Source organism: Paraburkholderia sp. FT54, assembly GCF_031585635.1.
Lineage (GTDB): Bacteria > Pseudomonadota > Gammaproteobacteria > Burkholderiales > Burkholderiaceae > Paraburkholderia.
Map to the genome: position 1 here is coordinate 420,302 of NZ_CP134197.1, position 17,647 is coordinate 437,948.

Genomic DNA, 17,647 nt, shown 5'->3' on the forward strand with positions numbered 1-17,647 from the left:
ACTGGAGCCCGTGGTTCCCGACTGGTTATGCGAGCAGTTTCGGTTTTGCCCCATCTGCCTGGAGAGCGGCTACCACAGTTTCTGGTTCCAATTCGTGCCTTTGCCTACTTGTCCCCTTCACGATGTGCGACTTACGACCGCATGTTCACATTGTGGCAGAGTCGCCGGCTCCTATGCCATTGTCGATGACCTATTTCACGCCGCGTTTCGATGCCGAAAGTGTGGTACCCCCCTTTCTGGGGGGCCTCTTTCAATCTTCCAGCATGTTGACTTACGCCGTCATGCAACACAGTTCGAAGAAGCATTCTCATTACTAAATAATTGGGCCCTTTCTGAAGCGAGCGGCTGGCATGCCGCAGCAGATTTCGCAGCCCAGAATCACGATTTGATTAGACGCAAGGCGGTCGGTCAATCGCTTGTTCGTGGGATTGTTCGTGCTCTACAACCTTTTCCAAGCAACTGCTTTGATCCTGTGCCGACTTGCCCCACATTCGCACTCCACTGGGATCTCACCTCAGCTTCTTTGGGTTCGAGCTTGAACGATCATCGGTCATCTTGGGAAGAGCGAGTAAGAACTGCTACGCCTGTCTATCGTGTAGTTCTACGTGGGTTAAGGAGGTGGATCGAATGCACGGTGCCTACAGGCATCTACCGAGGTCAGGACGATTTCTTCTCCGAAGTACCGAACATTCTTAACTTGCCGACTCTAGCCGGCGCCTATTTCCTGCTGCGACGAAAGGTTGAAGGTCGTTGGTGCAGCTTTCATTCACCTTCGAACGAGGCTCAAATTATTGAGCCTCCGATCTCAATGGCAATTCATGCAGGCCGTTATCAGCGAATCATCTGTGCGAACTTGTACTTAGCCATGTTTTGCGACTGTGTCTATGATTTGCTCGAGGCCAAGAAGAAGGGGACCCGAATTGAGCCGGATTTCAATCTCCGCAGCGGTCTAGAGGTGTTTGCAATCAAAAAGCAGGTAGGGAACCGCTCGAAAGGGGCTATAGTTTTTCCCGGCATCTTCAACCCGGATGGCAAGATATGGACTCGTGCGACTCTGGATCTGGACCCGCTGAAAGCAATCTTAGATTGAATAGATAATCTGAATTGATTGTGGATGACAATGCATCGTTTCCATCCCAATTTATTATGAAGCCGTCGAAATTTACAGTTTATTGTGGAGAAAAGTCCAATCATCATTGGGTGGGCGAAAAATTGACACCGCTTCCGTTCGAATCCGCGCTGTCGGTATTTTGGCGTTTTGGTTGGCGAAATGTGTTGGGCAGTCGAGAAATACACGAATATTTGTGTGGATCTTCGCCCGGAAAACTCGGAACAGTTGATCAGGGACGCTTTAAGTATCAAACTGGTTGGAGTTTGCCGCTCGGAATAGACGTGGGCTCACGCCGATTGCACAACCTCTTTTTTGAGAGTCGGTTGCGCTTCTGTCCGATCTGTCTTGAAGGCAGCTATCACAGCACATGGCATCAGTTCTGTGGTATCCAGTTGTGTCCAATTCATGCATGCCAGTTGACATCGGTCTGCAATTCATGCGGGAGTCACACAGCCAAAGTCGAAGAGTACTTCCGTTATACCGCCCGACCTTTTCTCTGCTTATTCTGCAGGCACTACCTTGCTGGCGCCGCCCCGAGTCTTGTCGCGCACTTTGATATTCGATCGAAAGGAGAATTGCTTGCCAGTCATTTCGGCGTATTTAGTCGATGGTGGAACTCAAATCTGCAGGTGCTGGAGTTGATTTCGAGGCTAGAACCAGTTCCGGCGCGTGATTCAAGGGATGGCCCGATAGCGGGCCAATATTTAATTCCCGGGTTGGCTAATTTTCTTGCGCCAGTGCCGCAGCACCCGATGGGAGCAACAGTCGCCGTAGACTGCTTCTCATGGCGAATCAAATCTAACCGCCTGCTCCGAAAGTCATCGGATTATTCTTTGGAACACTCGGCTTATAAGAGTGCGCTCTCAAAAATGTTACGTTGGGCGATCCGAGAGCCGGACGATGAGCGGCAACTCTTCGAAATCGGTAGGGCGCTCGAACAACGCTGGTCGATCGAACTCAACCTATATTCCCCAGCCGTTGCGGCCGTCGGCCTAATGCGAAACTGGTTTGAGGGAACATCCTGGAACATCTACGATGCGACAAATCCCCATCGACACGCACTGCAACTTGATTCGCTTACGCAGTGCATCTCGCGCAGACCCGTACTGCGGCTGGACATCCAGGCTTTCGCAAGCGCAATCTGCTCAACGTTTTATTCCGAACTTAGCGGTGCGGCCGCTCAACGTGCCAGTGTTTCTACGGAAATGTTCCGACGCTCTGGCCCTACGGCTGTGTGCACATGTTCAAAAGACGGAACGATGATGACAGGATTGATCATATTTCCTAACGCTGGTTACGTGCCTCATGCGCCGCTGCTCAAGCACCGACTATGGATGAAAAATGAGCGAGACGATTTGATGACGTGGCTCAAGTCAAGGAGTGGGTCCGAGAATTGAGAATCACTGAAATAGGTGTCGCGACTTACTGCGGAGGCGACAACAGGTCCCGCCAGGTTTGGCCGATCCTCGATCGTATGCCATGGATGGTTGGTTTGGACGCTCTTCAGCAGGAAGACTGCACTCTGTAAAAAGAACAAATGAGCGATAGCGACGGAGCTCCGCGGAAGTAGCGTGACAGCAGACTCAATTCGGAACGTGCGGCGAAAGATAGCGGCGTTTACTCAAGGTCAGGGCGGCGCCGGTTTGCAATTATTTGCCTCATCGCGTTCGTCTGGTCGCGCTCAAGAAGGAATGCTTTCTCTGCGGCTTCAGCGCGCGCTTGGTAGGTCTGGACGTCCTGTAACATCGCCTGCCGCAATATATCAGTCTGGATTCGAAGGTGTGTCTCCAGTCCGGCAAGTCGTTTGCAGCACGTTGCCAACTCGTCAATGCGGGCGAGGAGTATGGCAATCCGCTCGCTATAATCTCGACGCTCTCGTTCCAGCGTCGCCGCAACGTGCCGCGCAGTGGCCTCGGCACTGCAGGCACGCTGCATCAGATCAGTTCGCGTCGCCTCCAGTTTCGCGATTTTTGCATAGGCGTCTCGCGAGGTCATCTCAGCAAGGTTTGCTCGAACCAGGCAGTTCAAGAGGACATCTTCTTGCCAATTTGCGGTAGTCGAGTTGTCGGCAGCAGATTCATCCGCGCCGGAGGTTGGAGCTAACTGAAGGGGCGGCGCTGGTGAAGGACTTGCACATTTCAACGGGATTCCGTTCGCTCGAGCCCGCGTAATAGCTTTCTGCCAAGTCGGAGCAGATGGTCGACGCCAAATATTGGCAAAATCGAGCAAACGCAAGTAGATTGGCTTGCCGTAAAATCGACCCGTGCATTCTGCGACAGCAGTAATGAAAATGTCTAGAAACTCGGCGTTGCAATGTTTGCGCGTGCGCCTATCTGCGTCAACCGCCGCCGCAATTATTGCGCGCTTCTCGTCATCGGTAAATTGGGTTGGAGGCCGTCCCATGGGATACATCCTCAAAAACGAAAGCAACCCAGAATGGCATTAAAAGAATATCGCAACAATTCCAATTTTGCCAAGGAAGAGACTGCTAAGATTTCGCATGTACCGGTGTAGCATTGACTAAAACTACGCAAACCAATCCGCACAAAGCGCTAGAGGTCAACTGACCTGTTGATTTCCGCCGAGTACTACCCCACCGGCGTGCGGACGAAAACGAAGGTAGTTAATGTACTCGTACAAGACAAAGTTCGAGCGGTTCGGCTCTATTTAAGAATCGATAGTCTACGGTCCATGGACAATGCCGGCTATCCGGTGACGCACCCACGCGGTCTCAGTGATCCAGTCGTGGTTCGGCCGTCGTGACGGCTGGATTCGCCACGCGCTCAGGCAGGTAACGACCCACTCCAATCAGTTCACTTTGTCCGAACCGGTCAGTCAGCCAAATCCAGAATTCGCGAAGTGGAGTACCAGTAAGCGGCCGCTCGCGACCTCACCCGATCGGCCAAAACCGGACGTTCGACGACGGACACTATATCGTTGACAATTCCTGCCTAGGCGCGTTGGGGTTCTCGCCACTTGGGACCAACCCCGATTCAATATAGTTAATAGATTGCGTCGCTAAGCGCTCAATCGCCGGAATGAATTAACGAGCGGATCAGCCTGGACGTTCTCCCATTCCAAACTACCCATCAAAGTGCGGCTCAAATCCAATCCATTGCGCAGACAGCCATGGTCGAAGCGTGTGTTCTGCAACACCTTTCGTGCCGCCTCCATCAGATCGTGCCCGCGCATACGTCTTTGGCGTGGAATCGCCTCTGCTTGAGCCCCAAGTTCTTTCAAGCACTCTGTAATTGAAGGCAGATCCTTCAGGCCTGAGTTTTTGTTCGCAACGCGCCGACAGTAGTCGTCGAAGGTTATTGGATTTTTTCGATCAAAAAGAATATCTACCTCTATCAATTCCCAACTGAGCCCGAGCTTGGCCAATGCACAGCGTAATAAAAAGACGTTGCAGATTTTTGGCTCTACAGCAAGGATTGTTTCGACGACGGCCTCTGGTCTATCCGAACCCAAAACCATGCTGCAAAATCTTTGTAGCACCTCGGTTTTCCAAGCCAACAGTTCGGCTGACGTCCCGTCTGTACGTGTAAGCAATGGACAATCTCGCTCAATACCCAACACGTAGTCCAGATCGCTATCAATGACGCAGGACACTACGGTCGAAACAGCGCCTAGGGCCGACGCTTCCTCTGCAAACGCAATCAACCTTTGCCTCTCGCCAGACGTTAAACCGTACCGTTTCAACATATCTCCGTCAACTTCTACACTGGCTATCGGGTACACTTTGACGGCAGACAACTCAAGTTTCTTCAAAAACCACTTGAATAAATCTCTGTCGAACAGACCCTCTACAAAAACTTCACGAATAGACGGTTCAAGCTGATATTTGACGACAATTTCTTTAATCGTTCTCTTCGGAATCATTTGGCAAGTACGCTTCTTTCGAGATTTTTGTAGGCTTAAGCGACGCAACGCTTTCAGAGTGCTGGGCTAGCAATTCGATCGAATGCGTGGCGATCAGTAGCTGGCCACTGCTGCCCGCGATGATTTTTCGGAGCGAATCGATCAAATTTCTCTGCCACTTCACGTTTAGCGAGATCTCCGGCTCGTCAATTATGAACAAGCTCGCTCCACTACGTGATGCCAGTACATTGCAAAAAATGAGCAAAAGCTGTTGCTCGCCAGATGATAATTGATCTGGGGCTAGTGCCTCACCTGTCATCCCGGTTATTTGGAACCCCGCCCCCATTCGAAATGTAATCTTCTTAAACGCAAAGAAGTCATTAAGGCTTCTTAGAAAGGTGCGGATCATGGTATGAACCGACTCTAATGCATCAAGTCGCTTGTTCATACTGTCGATATAAGGCTTTACAACTAGCTCGATCATCTCTTTATTTTTAGTATCGTGGCTTCTCAGTATTGGAAAGATGGCTTCCATATTGAAGTTTGGCATCAATCCAAGTCGCGCAAAGCTTCTATTCCGAACTCTCAATTCACGCAACTGCTCCAATACAATCATGAGATCGCCACTTGTCTCATCAGCCCCGAGATTGGCCTTGCTGAGCATTGATACAAGGTTTTTATAGACCTCGTTTGAGTCTGCGCCGCCGAGATTGGCTGCTTTGAACACCTCGGCATGAATTGCTTTAGCACCAGCAGCTAGCGCTTGTTTGAGATAAACACTGCGGGTTGAAGCAATCAGTTCGCCTCGATTTTCGATGCGCTGCCTCGCAGGAACTGCTTCATCATTGTTATCGAGTTGATCACTCTGAATCTGCCTCTCAGTAGAAATATAATAGGTGTGAGGACAAACTTGTGCCAAGGTGCTTAGAAATTTCTTTTCCGTACTTTCGTCAGAATCACGAAACCATTTTTTATATTCCAGATCAAAATCGTCTGATAAAGTTCGTTTGAACTGGTACCTGCTATTCAACGTGCTCCGTTCGTGGCGAATCACATCGACAGCTAGTCGCTCCTTCAAATCGTCGGGGACATCGCGGTACCTGACTGGCTCCCCGTCAGGTAACTCAATGACATATTCAATCGGCGCATGGGAGAAACCATGTTCACGCTTCGCTGACAATATGGTTCCATCCGAGAGATAAAGAGCTAGCCTCTGAAACGGGGTTTTTCGGATATAGGTTCTGTGCCCCCGATTATTAGCTGCTGAGAGCATATGGAATACTAGGCGCAGCAATGTGGTCTTTCCAGAACCATTTTCACCGTAAAGGATAACAATATCTTCAAACTCCGGAAGCTCTAGACTCAAGGAATAAGTAAATACGCCGTGTAGGTTTTCAATTTAAATTCTTGTGAGTTTTTTCATATTGGTCTATACGCTTTCTGATTATCACAATTCCTTTAGAGGTTGCCGCTCTCGGCAGTTAGTATAACGATTATACGTCGTGACCGCGAACTCATATACGCAAACAGAGGAGGAGCGCTGGCAGATCGTCCGGCATGAACTGTAGGCGCAGTCTGCATGCTTAGGGCATGTCGAACCGCCGCTTCCCCAGGGACCGAAAATGCTCTTGCTAGCACGTGCATGCAATTCGCAGGCGATCACGTCCGTAGTAGCCGGCGACTCCAGAGCAGCCTCATGGGTCCCCGCCCAGTTACACTTCGTAAGTGGCGCCTTCGCACGAGCTGAGAATTCTAAACGTCACTTTGCGGGAAATCGTAATGTCCGCTCAGGGTCGACTTCTATGAGCAGTGAGTTGTCAAGTGCTGGTCAGCTTTGTGTTGATGTTCAGATCATAAGGGGCTCCTCGAGTATGGGCTGGCACGATCCATATTCGTAATGTCGGGTTAGAGCCGTCTCCTGCGCACGTGAGATCCAACGTCTCACCAACTTCTATCCGCCGGTGTTGTACCGGCCACATCCCTTATGCGCGTTGCGCCGGACAGTGCGATCCGGGAGATGCGCCCCATCTAAGGATCAGTTGCGTTGAGCAACCCGCCGACCCTACGGGCACATCACACTCTAACCTTCAGAACGTCGAGCTATCTGGGCGTGGTTTCATGCCGGCTTGAACTGGGCGCCGTCGGGAATGATTCCGTCTTTCAGGAAACGCCACAATGCAATCGCGAGGCGCCGGGCGACCGCAACGATCGCGATGCGACGCGCGCGGCGATTCGGGCCGGTGCCTCGCGTGCGCTCGTCGAACCACCGCGCCAGCGCACTGTCGGGCTGGTATCGCAGCCAGCACCAGGCCATCTCGACAAGCTGGCTTCGTACGCGTCGGTTTCCCTGTTTGCTGATGCCTTGATCGACACGGCTTTGACCGCTGTCGTATGGCTGCGGCACGAGTCCCACGCATGCACCAAGCTGGCGACGGTTGTTGAACTGGCGCCAAAACAGTTCAAGCACGAGGCGTGTTGCTCCAATGTTGCCGACACCCTTGAGCCGACTGAGGTAAGTGATCCGCTCACGCACGGGGGCAGGCAGACGTTCCTGGAGCGTGCGCTCAATCGCAGCGAGTTGCTGTTCCGCGAGCTCGAGGCGCGCGCATTCGCGCACTAGCCGTTCGCGCAACTCGTCCGGCAGTGGTGTGCCGTCGTAACAGGCGAGCTCACCGCGTCTAAGTAGTCCGGCGAACGAGCGGTGGTTGACGTTATCCCAGCAACCGAGCGTGACGAGCAGTTTGCGCATGCGGTTGCGGTGTTGCAACACTTCTTTCTGCAACTGTCCGCGATCGCGAATCAGATGACGCGAGGCTTCATCCTGGACAGAGGGCACACGCACCACGCGCATGCGGTCGCGCTCGCCATGAAGCCATGCCCGCAGGTTGGTGACGAGTCTAATGACATCTAGCCGGTCCGTCTTTGCGCGCCGTTTGTGGCGCTCCACAGGAATGCTCGCGGCATCGACCATATAACAATCGATGCCGCGAGAGCACAGCGCGCGATGGATCCAGAATCCGTCCTGCCCGGCTTCATAGCTGACGACTACGCGTACCTGCGAGGGCAGCGACCACTTATGCTTTTGCTGCGCGATCAGATCGAGAACGGCCTGGAGTCGCACGTTTGGCTGCGGTGCGCTGACCGTGTGGACCGCCGGCTGCTCTCTAAGTCCGTCGTGAAGCGCGACCTTCCACTTGGCGGCGGACAGTTCGAGCGACACGGCGAGAATAGCTTCGCCAGCGTCGGATCCAGTAACGTGATTTTTGTCCATAATGCCCTCCATTGAGCAAGCCTTGACCCGTCAATCTTACGACTCGGGCCTTGGCGACTCTCACGCTACATAGGATCTCCGGAAATTCGCCGCGCGCGATGGCAGTTCATGGGACGACCATGGCTAGGGCTATTATCAATACGTTAGGCGGGTGTCATGTGCGCAAGCGGCGGAGCGACCAATCAAACGGGGCCCTTTGATGTTTTCTACCCCTTTTTTGACGTCAGGCTTTCACGTCAAGCCGGCTGCAGGGTGCGCGGGACGGCTCATTCGCCTTCGCCGCTCAGGGTCGCATTAAATCCGCCTGAGGTGGAAAAGCGTGCGCTTATCTGACCAAGTGAGCTCTGAATCATGTCGACACTGCATAGCTTCGATGACGACGCGCGCGCCGAAATGCTTTGCTACCTGGTCGTCGCAGAGCTTGTCGCTTTGGCCCGCACTGGCGAATGGTTGCGCACGGATCACGTCGTCGAGTCGTGCAGAATCTGGATGAAAGCGAATGGTGTGACATGCGATTGGCAGGATCGCGTCGCGCTTGCAGGAGCGGCAGCTCGACTTGCTCCGGATGTCCTTGAGGCGGTCAAGCTCACGACCGAGCGGTCCTTGGCGACGCTGTTTTCCGACGGCTGGATGCTTGACTACGGATCGCCGACAGTGTGTGAAATCCACCGGGTCTGCTCTAATTTCTTGACGCAGAGAGGGTGCACGTAAAGACCGCCGCCGCACCGGTCAGTACCTGACGTGGGCGGCGCCAACGGAACGTGACGGCGAGCTTCCAGCGGGCAAAACTGTCAGCGGGCGGTAATCTGTTCAGAGCCGCGGCAATGCCCGACCCGAATCGCGAGGTTGGCCATAATGTACTTCGCAGAGTTGCGAAAACCCAATTTTCATTTTCAATCCGACTAGCCCCGGACTTTGATATAACCCCGCACGTGCTGCGGGATCGCCCGGCGGATTGACGGTGCTCGTTTCGGGACCGCTGAATAACCTCACCTTGACTTCCCCTGTAGAACAGCTATCACTGACCTGTGCTGTCTCCGGACATGTCGCATGCCTTGCGCACGGACTCGACCAATAAAATCAACTGTGCCCCTCCGTGCGGCGCAGTACATCCGTATGTCAACGGATCACCAGGAATACTCTCCAGTTTTTCAGCGGCAGGCCATTGCCGCCTATGCAGCGGTCCATCACATCCGCGTTGTACGCGATTACGAAGATGCTGGAATCAGCGGGCTGACGCTACGTGAACGTCCGGCGCTCGTGCAGTTGCTTCTGGACGTCGATAGCCCGCAGCGCAAATTCACGACTGTTTTGGTGTACGACGTTAGCCGCTGGGGGCGCTTCCAGGACGTAGACGAGGCGGCGTTCTATGAGTACGCATGCAGGCGCGCTGGAGTCGATGTCATCTACGTCGCCGAACCTTTCGAGAACGATGGGAGCCCGGCGACGTCAGTTCTGAAAGCATTAAAACGGGCGATGGCAGCAGAATTCAGTCGCGAGATGTCGCGCAAAGTTTTCCTTGGACACTGCCTCAACGTTGAGCGCGGTTTCCACACTGGAGGCCCCCCGGGCTACGGATTACGTCGCATCCTCCTTGATGCCGACCGGAACATAAAGCATTGCCTTGAGCGATACGAATACAAGAGCGTTCAAACCGACCGTGTCATCATCGCGCCGGCGGAAGATGGCGAAGCCGCGATGGTTCGAAAGATTTTCGAGTGGTATGCAACGCAGCCGATTACAGCTGCCGCCATCGCCAGGCGCCTGAATAATTTTGGGCTCTGCAACGGGTTTGCGCGATTGTGGCAGGCTCAAAACATTCGAAATATCCTCCAAAATGAGGCATACATAGGCACCAACGTCTACAGTCGAACGACCTCAAAATTGGCCAATGCCTGGGAGCAGGTTCCGAAACAGGACTGGATTCGTGTCCCCGGAGCGTTCGAGCCTGTTGTGGACAAACGAGTGTTTGACCTCGTTCAGCTGAAGATGGAGCGGGCCCGGCGAAGACCAACAAGAGAAGAGATTACGGACGGCCTTTACAAGGTCATCAAAAAAGCCGGCAAGCTCAGTCAGTCGACGCTAAGACATTACCGAAGTGCGCCATCCGTCGAACAGGTGATGCGTGAGTTTGGAAGTCTCAACAACGCATATGACGCGATAGGCTACGCGCCGAATCTGGACCCTGCGCGCTCAAAAAATCGATTAGTCGAGCGCCGTGTGGAACGGCAGGTCGCTGATGTAACGATCGAGATTCTGCAAGGACGAGGCCACCACGTGCGATATGCAAAACATACAGAAACCCTATGCATCGACGGTGGGCTGAGGTTGAAGCTTGTAGTCCGCAGTCCGTGGCTCGTCAGTGGACATTTGCCTTACTGGGTTGCGCGGTGGCCAGACTGCTTCCAAATTGACTTCCTGGTCTATGGGCGCATTGAGCGAGCCGAGCCGGATCTGATGGACTTCCACATTTTCCCGCGTGGAAGCCTTGTTCCTGGCGCATACACGGTGGTCCAGCGATATGGTCAGTCCCATTTCAAAGCGTACCAGCATCCAGACTTAAGATACCTGCTTGATCTGGCGCAGACCTGTCCGCTTGAAGTCATCACGGATGTGGCATCGCGCAGGAACTGCAGATGATGGCTCCACAAATACATCTTCGATCCACGAAACCTCTGGGCACCACTAGGCAGCCAGTTTGCGATTTGAGCAGCAGTGGTTGTCGAGCAACGCCTGAGACCAGGGCAAAAAAGGTGTTGATGCTCGAGCGCGCCCGGCAAAGAACCGTCATCAGACGCATGAACACAACATGCCAAGAGATGACAACGATCACGAACGTCCTGTCGGAGTTGCTGTCGGACCCTGCTATTGTGGCGCTCCTGCGAGCGCAAGGTTTTACCTCAATACCGGAGCTCAGCCGTCGATGTTTGCTGGAGCAACGTTCGTGACGCAGGCTCAACCAGCGAGGTTCATGCACCGGTCACCCAAAGTGGGAGACGAGGAAAAAAGCCCGCCTGGGATTTGCGAGGAAGCGTTTGTTCTGTTTGCCCCACTGGTGCTTCCAAAAAGAACGGTTGCTGCGCTCGTCAGAATGGTACCGACACGTCAGATCGCCGCGGTCGCGGTGATGAACGCGGTAGACAATTTCAGCGGAGATTTTGCCCGGGCCTTGCTGGCAGCGACACCAGCCAGCAAGAGGGCAGACGACGCGCGGGGAAGACAATCTCACGCGGAGTGCGCTGCCCGACTGGCCAGGCTGGAACTTGGGCTTGTTCAGCTACAGCGCGAGGCAGCAGAGTTGCGATCGCAGTATGAGGCCGACCTGGTTCAACTCGCATTGACAGCCAGCTTCGTGAGGGACTGGATGAAAAACAAGGTAGTTGCGGAATGGATTCATTTGCACCACCCGGATTTCGCTGCGGTCCTTGAAAACTTGGTCAAGGCGTCGGAATGTGCAGTCGTACCCGGCCGTAAAATGAAGCTTGCCTTTTCAACGGCCTCAACGCCGACTGTGCCTCGCAAACTCACACGGGAGCGAGGCCTGATGTCTAGCATCAAAACCGGCTAGAACCGCCGCTCACCCACGAGTCATGTCAGGCAGTATTGTTATAGGTTCCTCGTAGTTTCTGACCTGGAATCAAGCCGCATATTACCAGTCCCTGGAGTTGGGATCGTCTCGGGCGAGAACGTCGGCATTCGTGCAGTTTCCAGTCGTCGCGCGATCTCGAGGGCCCGACTCGAGAGCACCACCCGCTGCATAACATCGCTCGGCATTCGTTGCGACGCGTCCATAGATCGGGACTCAACGACCTTGCGCAGGCGAAAGCCAGCTAACTGCCAGTTGCTTCGCCAGACGGTGCGACGAAACAAGGTAAGCCAGTAGTTCGGTGCGCGACTGAAGTTTGAGGTTGATCGGATTAGTCATTTGAGAGCACCAGCAGTGTGCCAGGCTAACTGTCTGGCAGACAGTCGGTACTCGTATTAAGGGTGATCCCTGCCGTCGAGAAGTGCGTACGACGCTGTGATGTTCGAGGGATTGAGATTCAACCGCGGGTCCACATTCTCGGCCTTGATGGGAGTGATGCACCGGCCGTGTCCCGCTGCTGCGACTTCCGGAGGCGGCTCATCCGTTGTTGCCGCGAAGGACCGCAGATCTGGTTCGTCGGGTGCGCATAATCGGGACCACAGACACGCGACATGCATCAGTTCGCCGGCCGGGGGAAATTTCAGAACAAAATTCGTCTCTGCACAAAGTGATTTTCGGTTGTCTGTAATCACATACGCGACAGGAGAGCTGGGGCCTTAACAGGTCAGAACATTTCTCTTTTTTGGCCACACCGAGCGCTGGCGGCACATACCGTTACTGCCCGACTAAAATCTTGAAGGACCGACTACCGTTGCTGCTTGACTTGCAGTGCGGCAGAGCTATTACTAAGTACCGCGCAAGTGTGGGGGCAAAGATGCCGTACACGATGAGTGCATCGACTTCTCTCGCAGGAAGAACCGCAGCGCAATACGTTCGCATGTCCACGGATTATCAGCAATACTCGACTGAGAATCAAAGACAGGGCATCGCCGATTTCGCACAGAGAGAAGGCATCACGATTGTCGCTACCTACGAAGATGCTGGAAAGAGTGGCGTGACCCTTAGGAGACGCCCGGCACTTGTTCAGTTGCTCCATGATGTTCAGACGGCAGTTCACTCTTTCAGTGTTGTACTGGTGTATGACGTGAGCCGCTGGGGACGATTCCAGGATGTCGACGAGTACGCGCACTACGAATACATGTGTAGACAGGCGGGTGTGCAGGTCGTGTACTGCGCTGAACAGTTTTCGTGGGATGGTGGCGCCACAGCGGCTTTAATGAAGACGATCAAGCGGACGATGGCAGGCGAATACAGTCGTGAACTCTCGCGAAAAGTCTTCGTTGGTCAGTGTCGACTTGCTGAGCGAGGTTTCTGGCAGGGAGCCGCTCCAGGTTATGGATTGCAGCGGATATTGGTGGCGTCAGATGGCACCGTAAAGGGCCCCTTGCGTGACCGTGAGCACAAAAGCATCCAGACAGACAGGGTTATCGTGACCCCGGGAGACGAGCACGAAGTAGCGCTCGTTCGTCGCATCTATGACTGGTACGTATTACAGGGCGTTGGTTGTCGGAGGATCGCCGGCAGGCTGAACGGATTTGGGATATACAACGGACATGGTCGATCCTGGAATCCGCAGCAGATAACCGACATTCTGAGTAACGAGAAGTATGTCGGTACCAATATCTACGCCAGGACATCCAGAAAACTGGATGCCGGTTGGCACAAGAAACCGTCATCGGAGTGGACCCGCGCGGAAGATGCTTTTCCGGCTCTCGTGGACCGAGCGACTTTTGATGCTGCAAAGAGCGTCAGAACCGGTCGGACCCAGAACCTGAGTGACGACGAAATTCTGAAAAGACTAGGTGAATTTGTGAAACTGGCTGAGGTGGTCACTGCCAAGGCCATCGATGCTACACAAACGATGCCAGCCGGAAAGACCTATTCCCGGCGGTTCGGTAGCATAGGGAATGCATATGCGCGCGTAGGATATGAGCCAGACTGCCGCGGCGTCGGGCTTGAGGTCTCCCGGACATCCCGTATCGCGCTCCAAGAATGTGTTGAGAAGACGATAAGCGCGCTGACGGCAGTCGGGCATCGTGTCGAAATCTCAATGGACGAAACGACCATTCGGGTGGACGACGAGCTGGTTATCCGATTCGCCGTCCGGCTTATTCTGCGGTACGACCGTCGTGGACCTCGCTGGCGGGTGCGCTGGCCGACGTACTCTTCGCCGGATTTTCTGGTCATATTGCGACAGGACTCGGCCTTCAAGATCCCGCTCGATTTCTATGTTTTCCCGAGAGGCAGCTTAAGGCCTGGGTATGATTTTTCTCTTTCCATCCGGAATGGCAGTGGCGGACCGTTCGAAGTGTTCCGGTATCCAGACGAGAGCATCCTGCTCGAGCTCTCCGAGCGAAGCCGCATGGAGGCATTTGATGGTCGCTAACGCCGCAACTCCAATCGCAGATATTAGCGTGAACAGGATTCGGGTACTGAACCCCAGGACCCGAAGCAAGCGTCAAAGACAGGCGTTGATGGGAAACATTGCCGCAGTGGGATTGAAAAAGCCGATAACCGTAAGCCGTCGGACTTCTGAAGATGGCACAACCTTGTTCGACCTGGTTTGTGGCCAAGGGCGGCTGGAAGCTGTGCAGGCCCTCGGGCATGACACCATTCCTGCAAACGTCGTCGATAGGGCCCAAGATGAGTGCCTTCTTATGAGCCTCGTCGAAAACATTGCCCGGCGAAATCATTCAACCCTGGAGCTGCTCAGGGAGATTCAGCGACTGCGCAAGGATGGCTACGACGAGAGCGTGGTAGCGGATAAAGTTGGTCTGTCGGTTGCTTATCTTGCGGACCTGATGTTTTTGCTTGACCGCGGGGAAGAGCGACTCATCGCCGCTGTTGAAGCCGGAACCGTCCCGATCGCCGTCGCGGTCCAGATCTCACGCGCTAACGATGTGGATGTCCGATCTGCGTTGATGGATGCGTATGAAGACGGAACGCTTAGCGGCCGGCAGCTTGCGGTAGTGCGCAGGCTATTGAATCGTCGTCTGAAGTCGGGAGGGAAGGCGCTGTCGGTCTACAAGGGACCTTCGGGCACTCGGCCACGTGAGCTGGCGCCGGACCAATTGCGCCGACTATACATGCGAGAAAGTGAACGGCAACGGGTCCTGGTTAAGCGGGTGGAGCTGGTGCATGCGCGTCTTCTTTTCATTACCCATGCGCTACGTGAATTGATGCGGGAATCCGAATTTGTCCATCTGCTCGAGCAGGAGGGGCTGACAACGCTTCCGCGCGTTCTCGACCAGCGGATCCGAGGCGAAAGCAAATCATGACCGAACTGAAACCGCATCCCCTGAGAGTAACCTTCGAAAGCCAACCGATCGTTCTGCAACTGGGCGCATTGCACTCATCAAGCGCTCTGCCGAAGAACGTCGCCTCGGGGAAGAAATTTCTGCAGATTCTGGCTTCCATTGCGGTCATTGGTCTGGTGGAGCCTCTCATTGTCGCGCGAATCAAAGACAACGCGGGCGGATTCCGTATCCTCGACGGCAGATTGCGGGTGGAAGCTTTAAGGCGCCTTGGTCTGGATGACGCGCTATGCGTCGTCGCAACGGACGATGAAGCGTACACGTACAACAAATACATCAGCCGGCTGACGTCAGCACAGGATGCACGGATGATCGCCCAGGCAATCGAACATGGCGTGCCTCGCGAGAGGATTGCTTCGGTGCTTGGTATTGAGGTCGATACGGTCAAGCGCCGGGCGAGTCTGCTTGATGGCATTTCGCATGAAGCGGCTTCGCTGCTAGCAGACAAGCCGTGCCCCGCCACCACATTCCAGGCCCTGAAGCAGCTGAAACCTGTTCGGCAGATTGCCGCTGTTGAGCTTATGTGCGGACAGGGAAACTTTACTTCGGCATTTGCGCGCGCAATTGTCGGTGCCACTCCGCCTGAGCAAATTGAACACGCCAATGAACGGAAAACCAGCAATGACGTTACCGAGCAACTAATCAAGCTGGAACGTGAGCTTGCCACGCTTCAAACCGCAGTCGCACAGACAGACGAGCGGTATGGTGTCGAGCACCTTCATCTCACTGTGTCGATCGCTTACATCGCGACACTTCTCGATAATGAGCGCATTGGGACATGGCTCAACGAACGACGTCCCGACTTCTTCGCACAGTTCGAGATCATCAGTCAGGATGCGAGGACAGCCCGCTTCAGATCGAATTCGAGCGAACCCAAGTCCAAGACTTTTCGCAGAGTGGATGCAAAGGCAGCACCGCGTTGATCAGTCAGAATGTTCCGTGCCGCGTCGCGTCCTGCACCAGTTTCGAATGCGAATAAAAACCCATTGGTTGGCTGTTAAGCATCGCCGCCAGGAACGCCTCGGGCTCGTGACATTTGAGCCAACTGCTGGCGTAGACGAGGAGGGCGAAGCTGGCCGCGTGGCTTTCCGGGAAGCCATATTCGCCGAAACCGTTGATCTGCTCGAATATAGCCTCTGCGAACGACAGATCGTAGTCACGCTCCTGCATGCCGAGCACGATGCGGTCATAGTATTTCTCAAGGACGCCTTTGCGCTTCCATGCGGCCATGGCCCGACGCAACTGGTCTGCTTCGCCGGCAGTGAATCCGGCAGCCAGGATCGCCACCTGCATCACCTGCTCCTGGAAGATTGGCACGCCCAGCGTTCGACCCAAATCCGTGCTGAGTGCGTCATTCCTCATTGGGACCGCAAAACTCAACGGCATCAATCCCGAGGCGTATCTGCGCTACGTGCTTGCACGCATCGCAGACTATGCGATCAAGCGCATCGACGAACTCGCACCGTGGGCCGTTGTTGCTCAGCTCCGCAGCCCAGCCTGACAATCACGATCTCCAGTCAAGACATTGCTGCTGCCACGCTTACCCCGAACAGCAACCTCACGGCATTCGGACTCAATGTTTATGCAATGGCTGAACAGCGACGCGCCAGTGCCAATTGGGACGACAACGGGGAAAAGGCCCGATCAGCTAGTGGACGGGGCCGAGGTGATTCGGTAGTCAGCGGCTGTAACTTGACTTTTGGTCGATCTGATGACAATTTTGTCTCGAGATGGATGTATATGCATTCTTTTTTGAGCCGAGCGACACGATACGCCAGACCATCAATACGAATAGGACACCAACTTCATGTTCACTGACTGTTACTGTACCCAATTTCGACGTTCGGCCAATCAGCTGACGGGCATCTACGACGAGGCACTCCGTCCGGTTGGATTGAAGATTACGCAGTTCTCGCTCTTGCGGGCGCTAGAGCGTCTCGGAACAGCGACCTATAACGAAATCGCGGCCGAGGCTGCGCTGGACAAGACCACGATCTCCCGGAATCTGAAGATCCTGATTAACGCTGGTTGGGTTGGTGTCAGCGTCGATCCGGAACAGGATGCCCGATATCGATTAGCTCGGTTGAGCAAAGCAGGAGTTAAGAAGCTGCGCAGTGCGGAACCGTATTGGAGTGTCGCCCAGCGTCGCGTCGAGGACGGCGTTCAAGGTTTCCTTAACGGCCCCGCGAACGAGGCGCTTCTTGATGCATTGGAGACATTACAACGCGTCGCACTCAGGTAGGGAAGCACCAGGGAATATCCTGGCCCAAGCACGCTTGGAAACGGTTTTTTGCGTGTTGATTTGTGCATGGCACTGTGTAAGATGTATCTACAACTATGTGATGTCACGCGCCAAGCCATCCTTAACAGTATTATTCAGGAAAATAGTTGCAGATACATCTAATGTGATTGTTGCCGGCGAGGTGACAGTCGCGGAAGCACCA

13 protein-coding genes and 2 pseudogenes are annotated in these 17,647 nt (G+C 54.2%); 10 read left to right on the plus strand and 5 right to left on the minus strand.

Annotated features, from left to right (window positions below; translation table 11 throughout):
* The first annotated feature begins 634 nt into the window (after nt 1-634).
* Complete coding sequence (locus RI103_RS34735) at nt 635-1,090, plus strand: hypothetical protein (protein WP_310819302.1); 456 nt, start codon at nt 635-637, stop codon at nt 1,088-1,090.
* Nucleotides 1,091-1,110: 20 nt separating this feature from the next.
* Nucleotides 1,111-2,508 carry a hypothetical protein gene (locus RI103_RS34740; RefSeq protein WP_310819303.1) on the plus strand — a complete coding sequence of 466 codons (1,398 nt, stop codon included), beginning with the start codon at nt 1,111-1,113 and terminating at the stop codon, nt 2,506-2,508.
* Nucleotides 2,509-2,728: 220 nt separating this feature from the next.
* On the opposite strand, the gene RI103_RS34745 is transcribed toward RI103_RS34740, so the two are convergent.
* From RI103_RS34745 to RI103_RS34760, 4 genes are all read right to left on the minus strand, one after another.
* Nucleotides 2,729-3,514, minus strand: a complete 786-nt coding sequence (locus RI103_RS34745) for a hypothetical protein (protein WP_310819304.1) — start codon at nt 3,512-3,514, stop codon at nt 2,729-2,731.
* 615 nt (nt 3,515-4,129) lie between these two features.
* Nucleotides 4,130-4,993: a hypothetical protein gene (locus RI103_RS34750; protein WP_310819305.1), complete on the minus strand. Its 864-nt coding sequence runs from the start codon at nt 4,991-4,993 to the stop codon at nt 4,130-4,132.
* The gene (locus RI103_RS34755; protein WP_310819306.1) at nt 4,971-6,338 is read right to left on the minus strand and encodes an AAA family ATPase; all 1,368 of its coding nucleotides are present in this window, start codon (nt 6,336-6,338) and stop codon (nt 4,971-4,973) included. Before RI103_RS34755 ends, RI103_RS34750 begins: the two co-directional genes overlap by 23 nt.
* A 750-nt stretch (nt 6,339-7,088) precedes the next feature.
* Complete coding sequence (locus RI103_RS34760) at nt 7,089-8,243, minus strand: IS110 family transposase (RefSeq protein WP_310812849.1); 1,155 nt, start codon at nt 8,241-8,243, stop codon at nt 7,089-7,091.
* A gap of 351 nt (nt 8,244-8,594) precedes the next feature.
* Between RI103_RS34760 and RI103_RS34765 the strand changes: the two genes are divergently transcribed.
* The 6 genes from RI103_RS34765 to RI103_RS34790 all read left to right on the plus strand — a co-directional run bounded on the left by RI103_RS34765 (nt 8,595) and on the right by RI103_RS34790 (nt 16,126).
* A complete protein-coding gene (locus tag RI103_RS34765) occupies nt 8,595-8,954 on the plus strand; it encodes a hypothetical protein (protein WP_310819307.1) in 360 nt (119 codons plus the stop codon).
* A gap of 339 nt (nt 8,955-9,293) precedes the next feature.
* The gene (locus RI103_RS34770; protein ID WP_310819308.1) at nt 9,294-10,883 is read left to right on the plus strand and encodes a recombinase family protein; all 1,590 of its coding nucleotides are present in this window, start codon (nt 9,294-9,296) and stop codon (nt 10,881-10,883) included.
* Between the two features lie 283 nt (nt 10,884-11,166).
* On the plus strand, nt 11,167-11,811 hold the full coding sequence (locus tag RI103_RS34775) for a hypothetical protein (protein WP_310819309.1): 645 nt from the start codon (nt 11,167-11,169) through the stop codon (nt 11,809-11,811).
* 904 nt (nt 11,812-12,715) lie between these two features.
* Nucleotides 12,716-14,275, plus strand: coding sequence for a recombinase family protein (locus RI103_RS34780; protein WP_310819310.1), 1,560 nt, complete (start codon nt 12,716-12,718; stop codon nt 14,273-14,275).
* Complete coding sequence (locus RI103_RS34785) at nt 14,265-15,167, plus strand: plasmid partitioning protein RepB C-terminal domain-containing protein (protein ID WP_310819311.1); 903 nt, start codon at nt 14,265-14,267, stop codon at nt 15,165-15,167. The genes RI103_RS34780 and RI103_RS34785 overlap by 11 nt, the downstream gene beginning before the upstream one ends.
* Nucleotides 15,164-16,126, plus strand: coding sequence for a plasmid partitioning protein RepB C-terminal domain-containing protein (locus RI103_RS34790; RefSeq protein WP_310819312.1), 963 nt, complete (start codon nt 15,164-15,166; stop codon nt 16,124-16,126). The genes RI103_RS34785 and RI103_RS34790 overlap by 4 nt, the downstream gene beginning before the upstream one ends.
* Nucleotides 16,127-16,139: 13 nt before the next feature.
* On the opposite strand, the pseudogene RI103_RS34795 reads toward RI103_RS34790, so the two are convergent.
* Nucleotides 16,140-16,559 (minus strand): annotated as a pseudogene (locus RI103_RS34795) (error-prone DNA polymerase); the annotation flags it as partial.
* A gap of 1 nt (nt 16,560) precedes the next feature.
* Between RI103_RS34795 and RI103_RS34800 the strand changes: the two are divergent.
* Together RI103_RS34800 and RI103_RS34805 are read left to right on the plus strand one after the other, a co-directional pair.
* Nucleotides 16,561-16,704: pseudogene (locus RI103_RS34800) on the plus strand (transposase domain-containing protein); the annotation flags it as partial.
* Between the two features lie 306 nt (nt 16,705-17,010).
* Nucleotides 17,011-17,445, plus strand: coding sequence for a MarR family winged helix-turn-helix transcriptional regulator (locus tag RI103_RS34805; protein WP_310819313.1), 435 nt, complete (start codon nt 17,011-17,013; stop codon nt 17,443-17,445).
* Nucleotides 17,446-17,647 lie beyond the last annotated feature (202 nt).

Excerpts from the sequence above, each read along its gene's own strand:
- RI103_RS34745 (WP_310819304.1), bottom strand. The coding sequence starts at position 3,514 with ATGGGACGGCCTCCAACCCAATTTACCGATGACGAGAAGCGCGCAATA.
- RI103_RS34750 (WP_310819305.1), bottom strand. The coding sequence starts at position 4,993 with ATGATTCCGAAGAGAACGATTAAAGAAATTGTCGTCAAATATCAGCTT.
- RI103_RS34760 (WP_310812849.1), bottom strand. The coding sequence starts at position 8,243 with ATGGACAAAAATCACGTTACTGGATCCGACGCTGGCGAAGCTATTCTC.
- RI103_RS34765 (WP_310819307.1), top strand. The coding sequence starts at position 8,595 with ATGTCGACACTGCATAGCTTCGATGACGACGCGCGCGCCGAAATGCTT.
- RI103_RS34770 (WP_310819308.1), top strand. The coding sequence starts at position 9,294 with ATGCCTTGCGCACGGACTCGACCAATAAAATCAACTGTGCCCCTCCGT.
- RI103_RS34775 (WP_310819309.1), top strand. The coding sequence starts at position 11,167 with ATGTTTGCTGGAGCAACGTTCGTGACGCAGGCTCAACCAGCGAGGTTC.
- RI103_RS34780 (WP_310819310.1), top strand. The coding sequence starts at position 12,716 with ATGAGTGCATCGACTTCTCTCGCAGGAAGAACCGCAGCGCAATACGTT.
- RI103_RS34785 (WP_310819311.1), top strand. The coding sequence starts at position 14,265 with ATGGTCGCTAACGCCGCAACTCCAATCGCAGATATTAGCGTGAACAGG.
- RI103_RS34790 (WP_310819312.1), top strand. The coding sequence starts at position 15,164 with ATGACCGAACTGAAACCGCATCCCCTGAGAGTAACCTTCGAAAGCCAA.
- RI103_RS34805 (WP_310819313.1), top strand. The coding sequence starts at position 17,011 with ATGTTCACTGACTGTTACTGTACCCAATTTCGACGTTCGGCCAATCAG.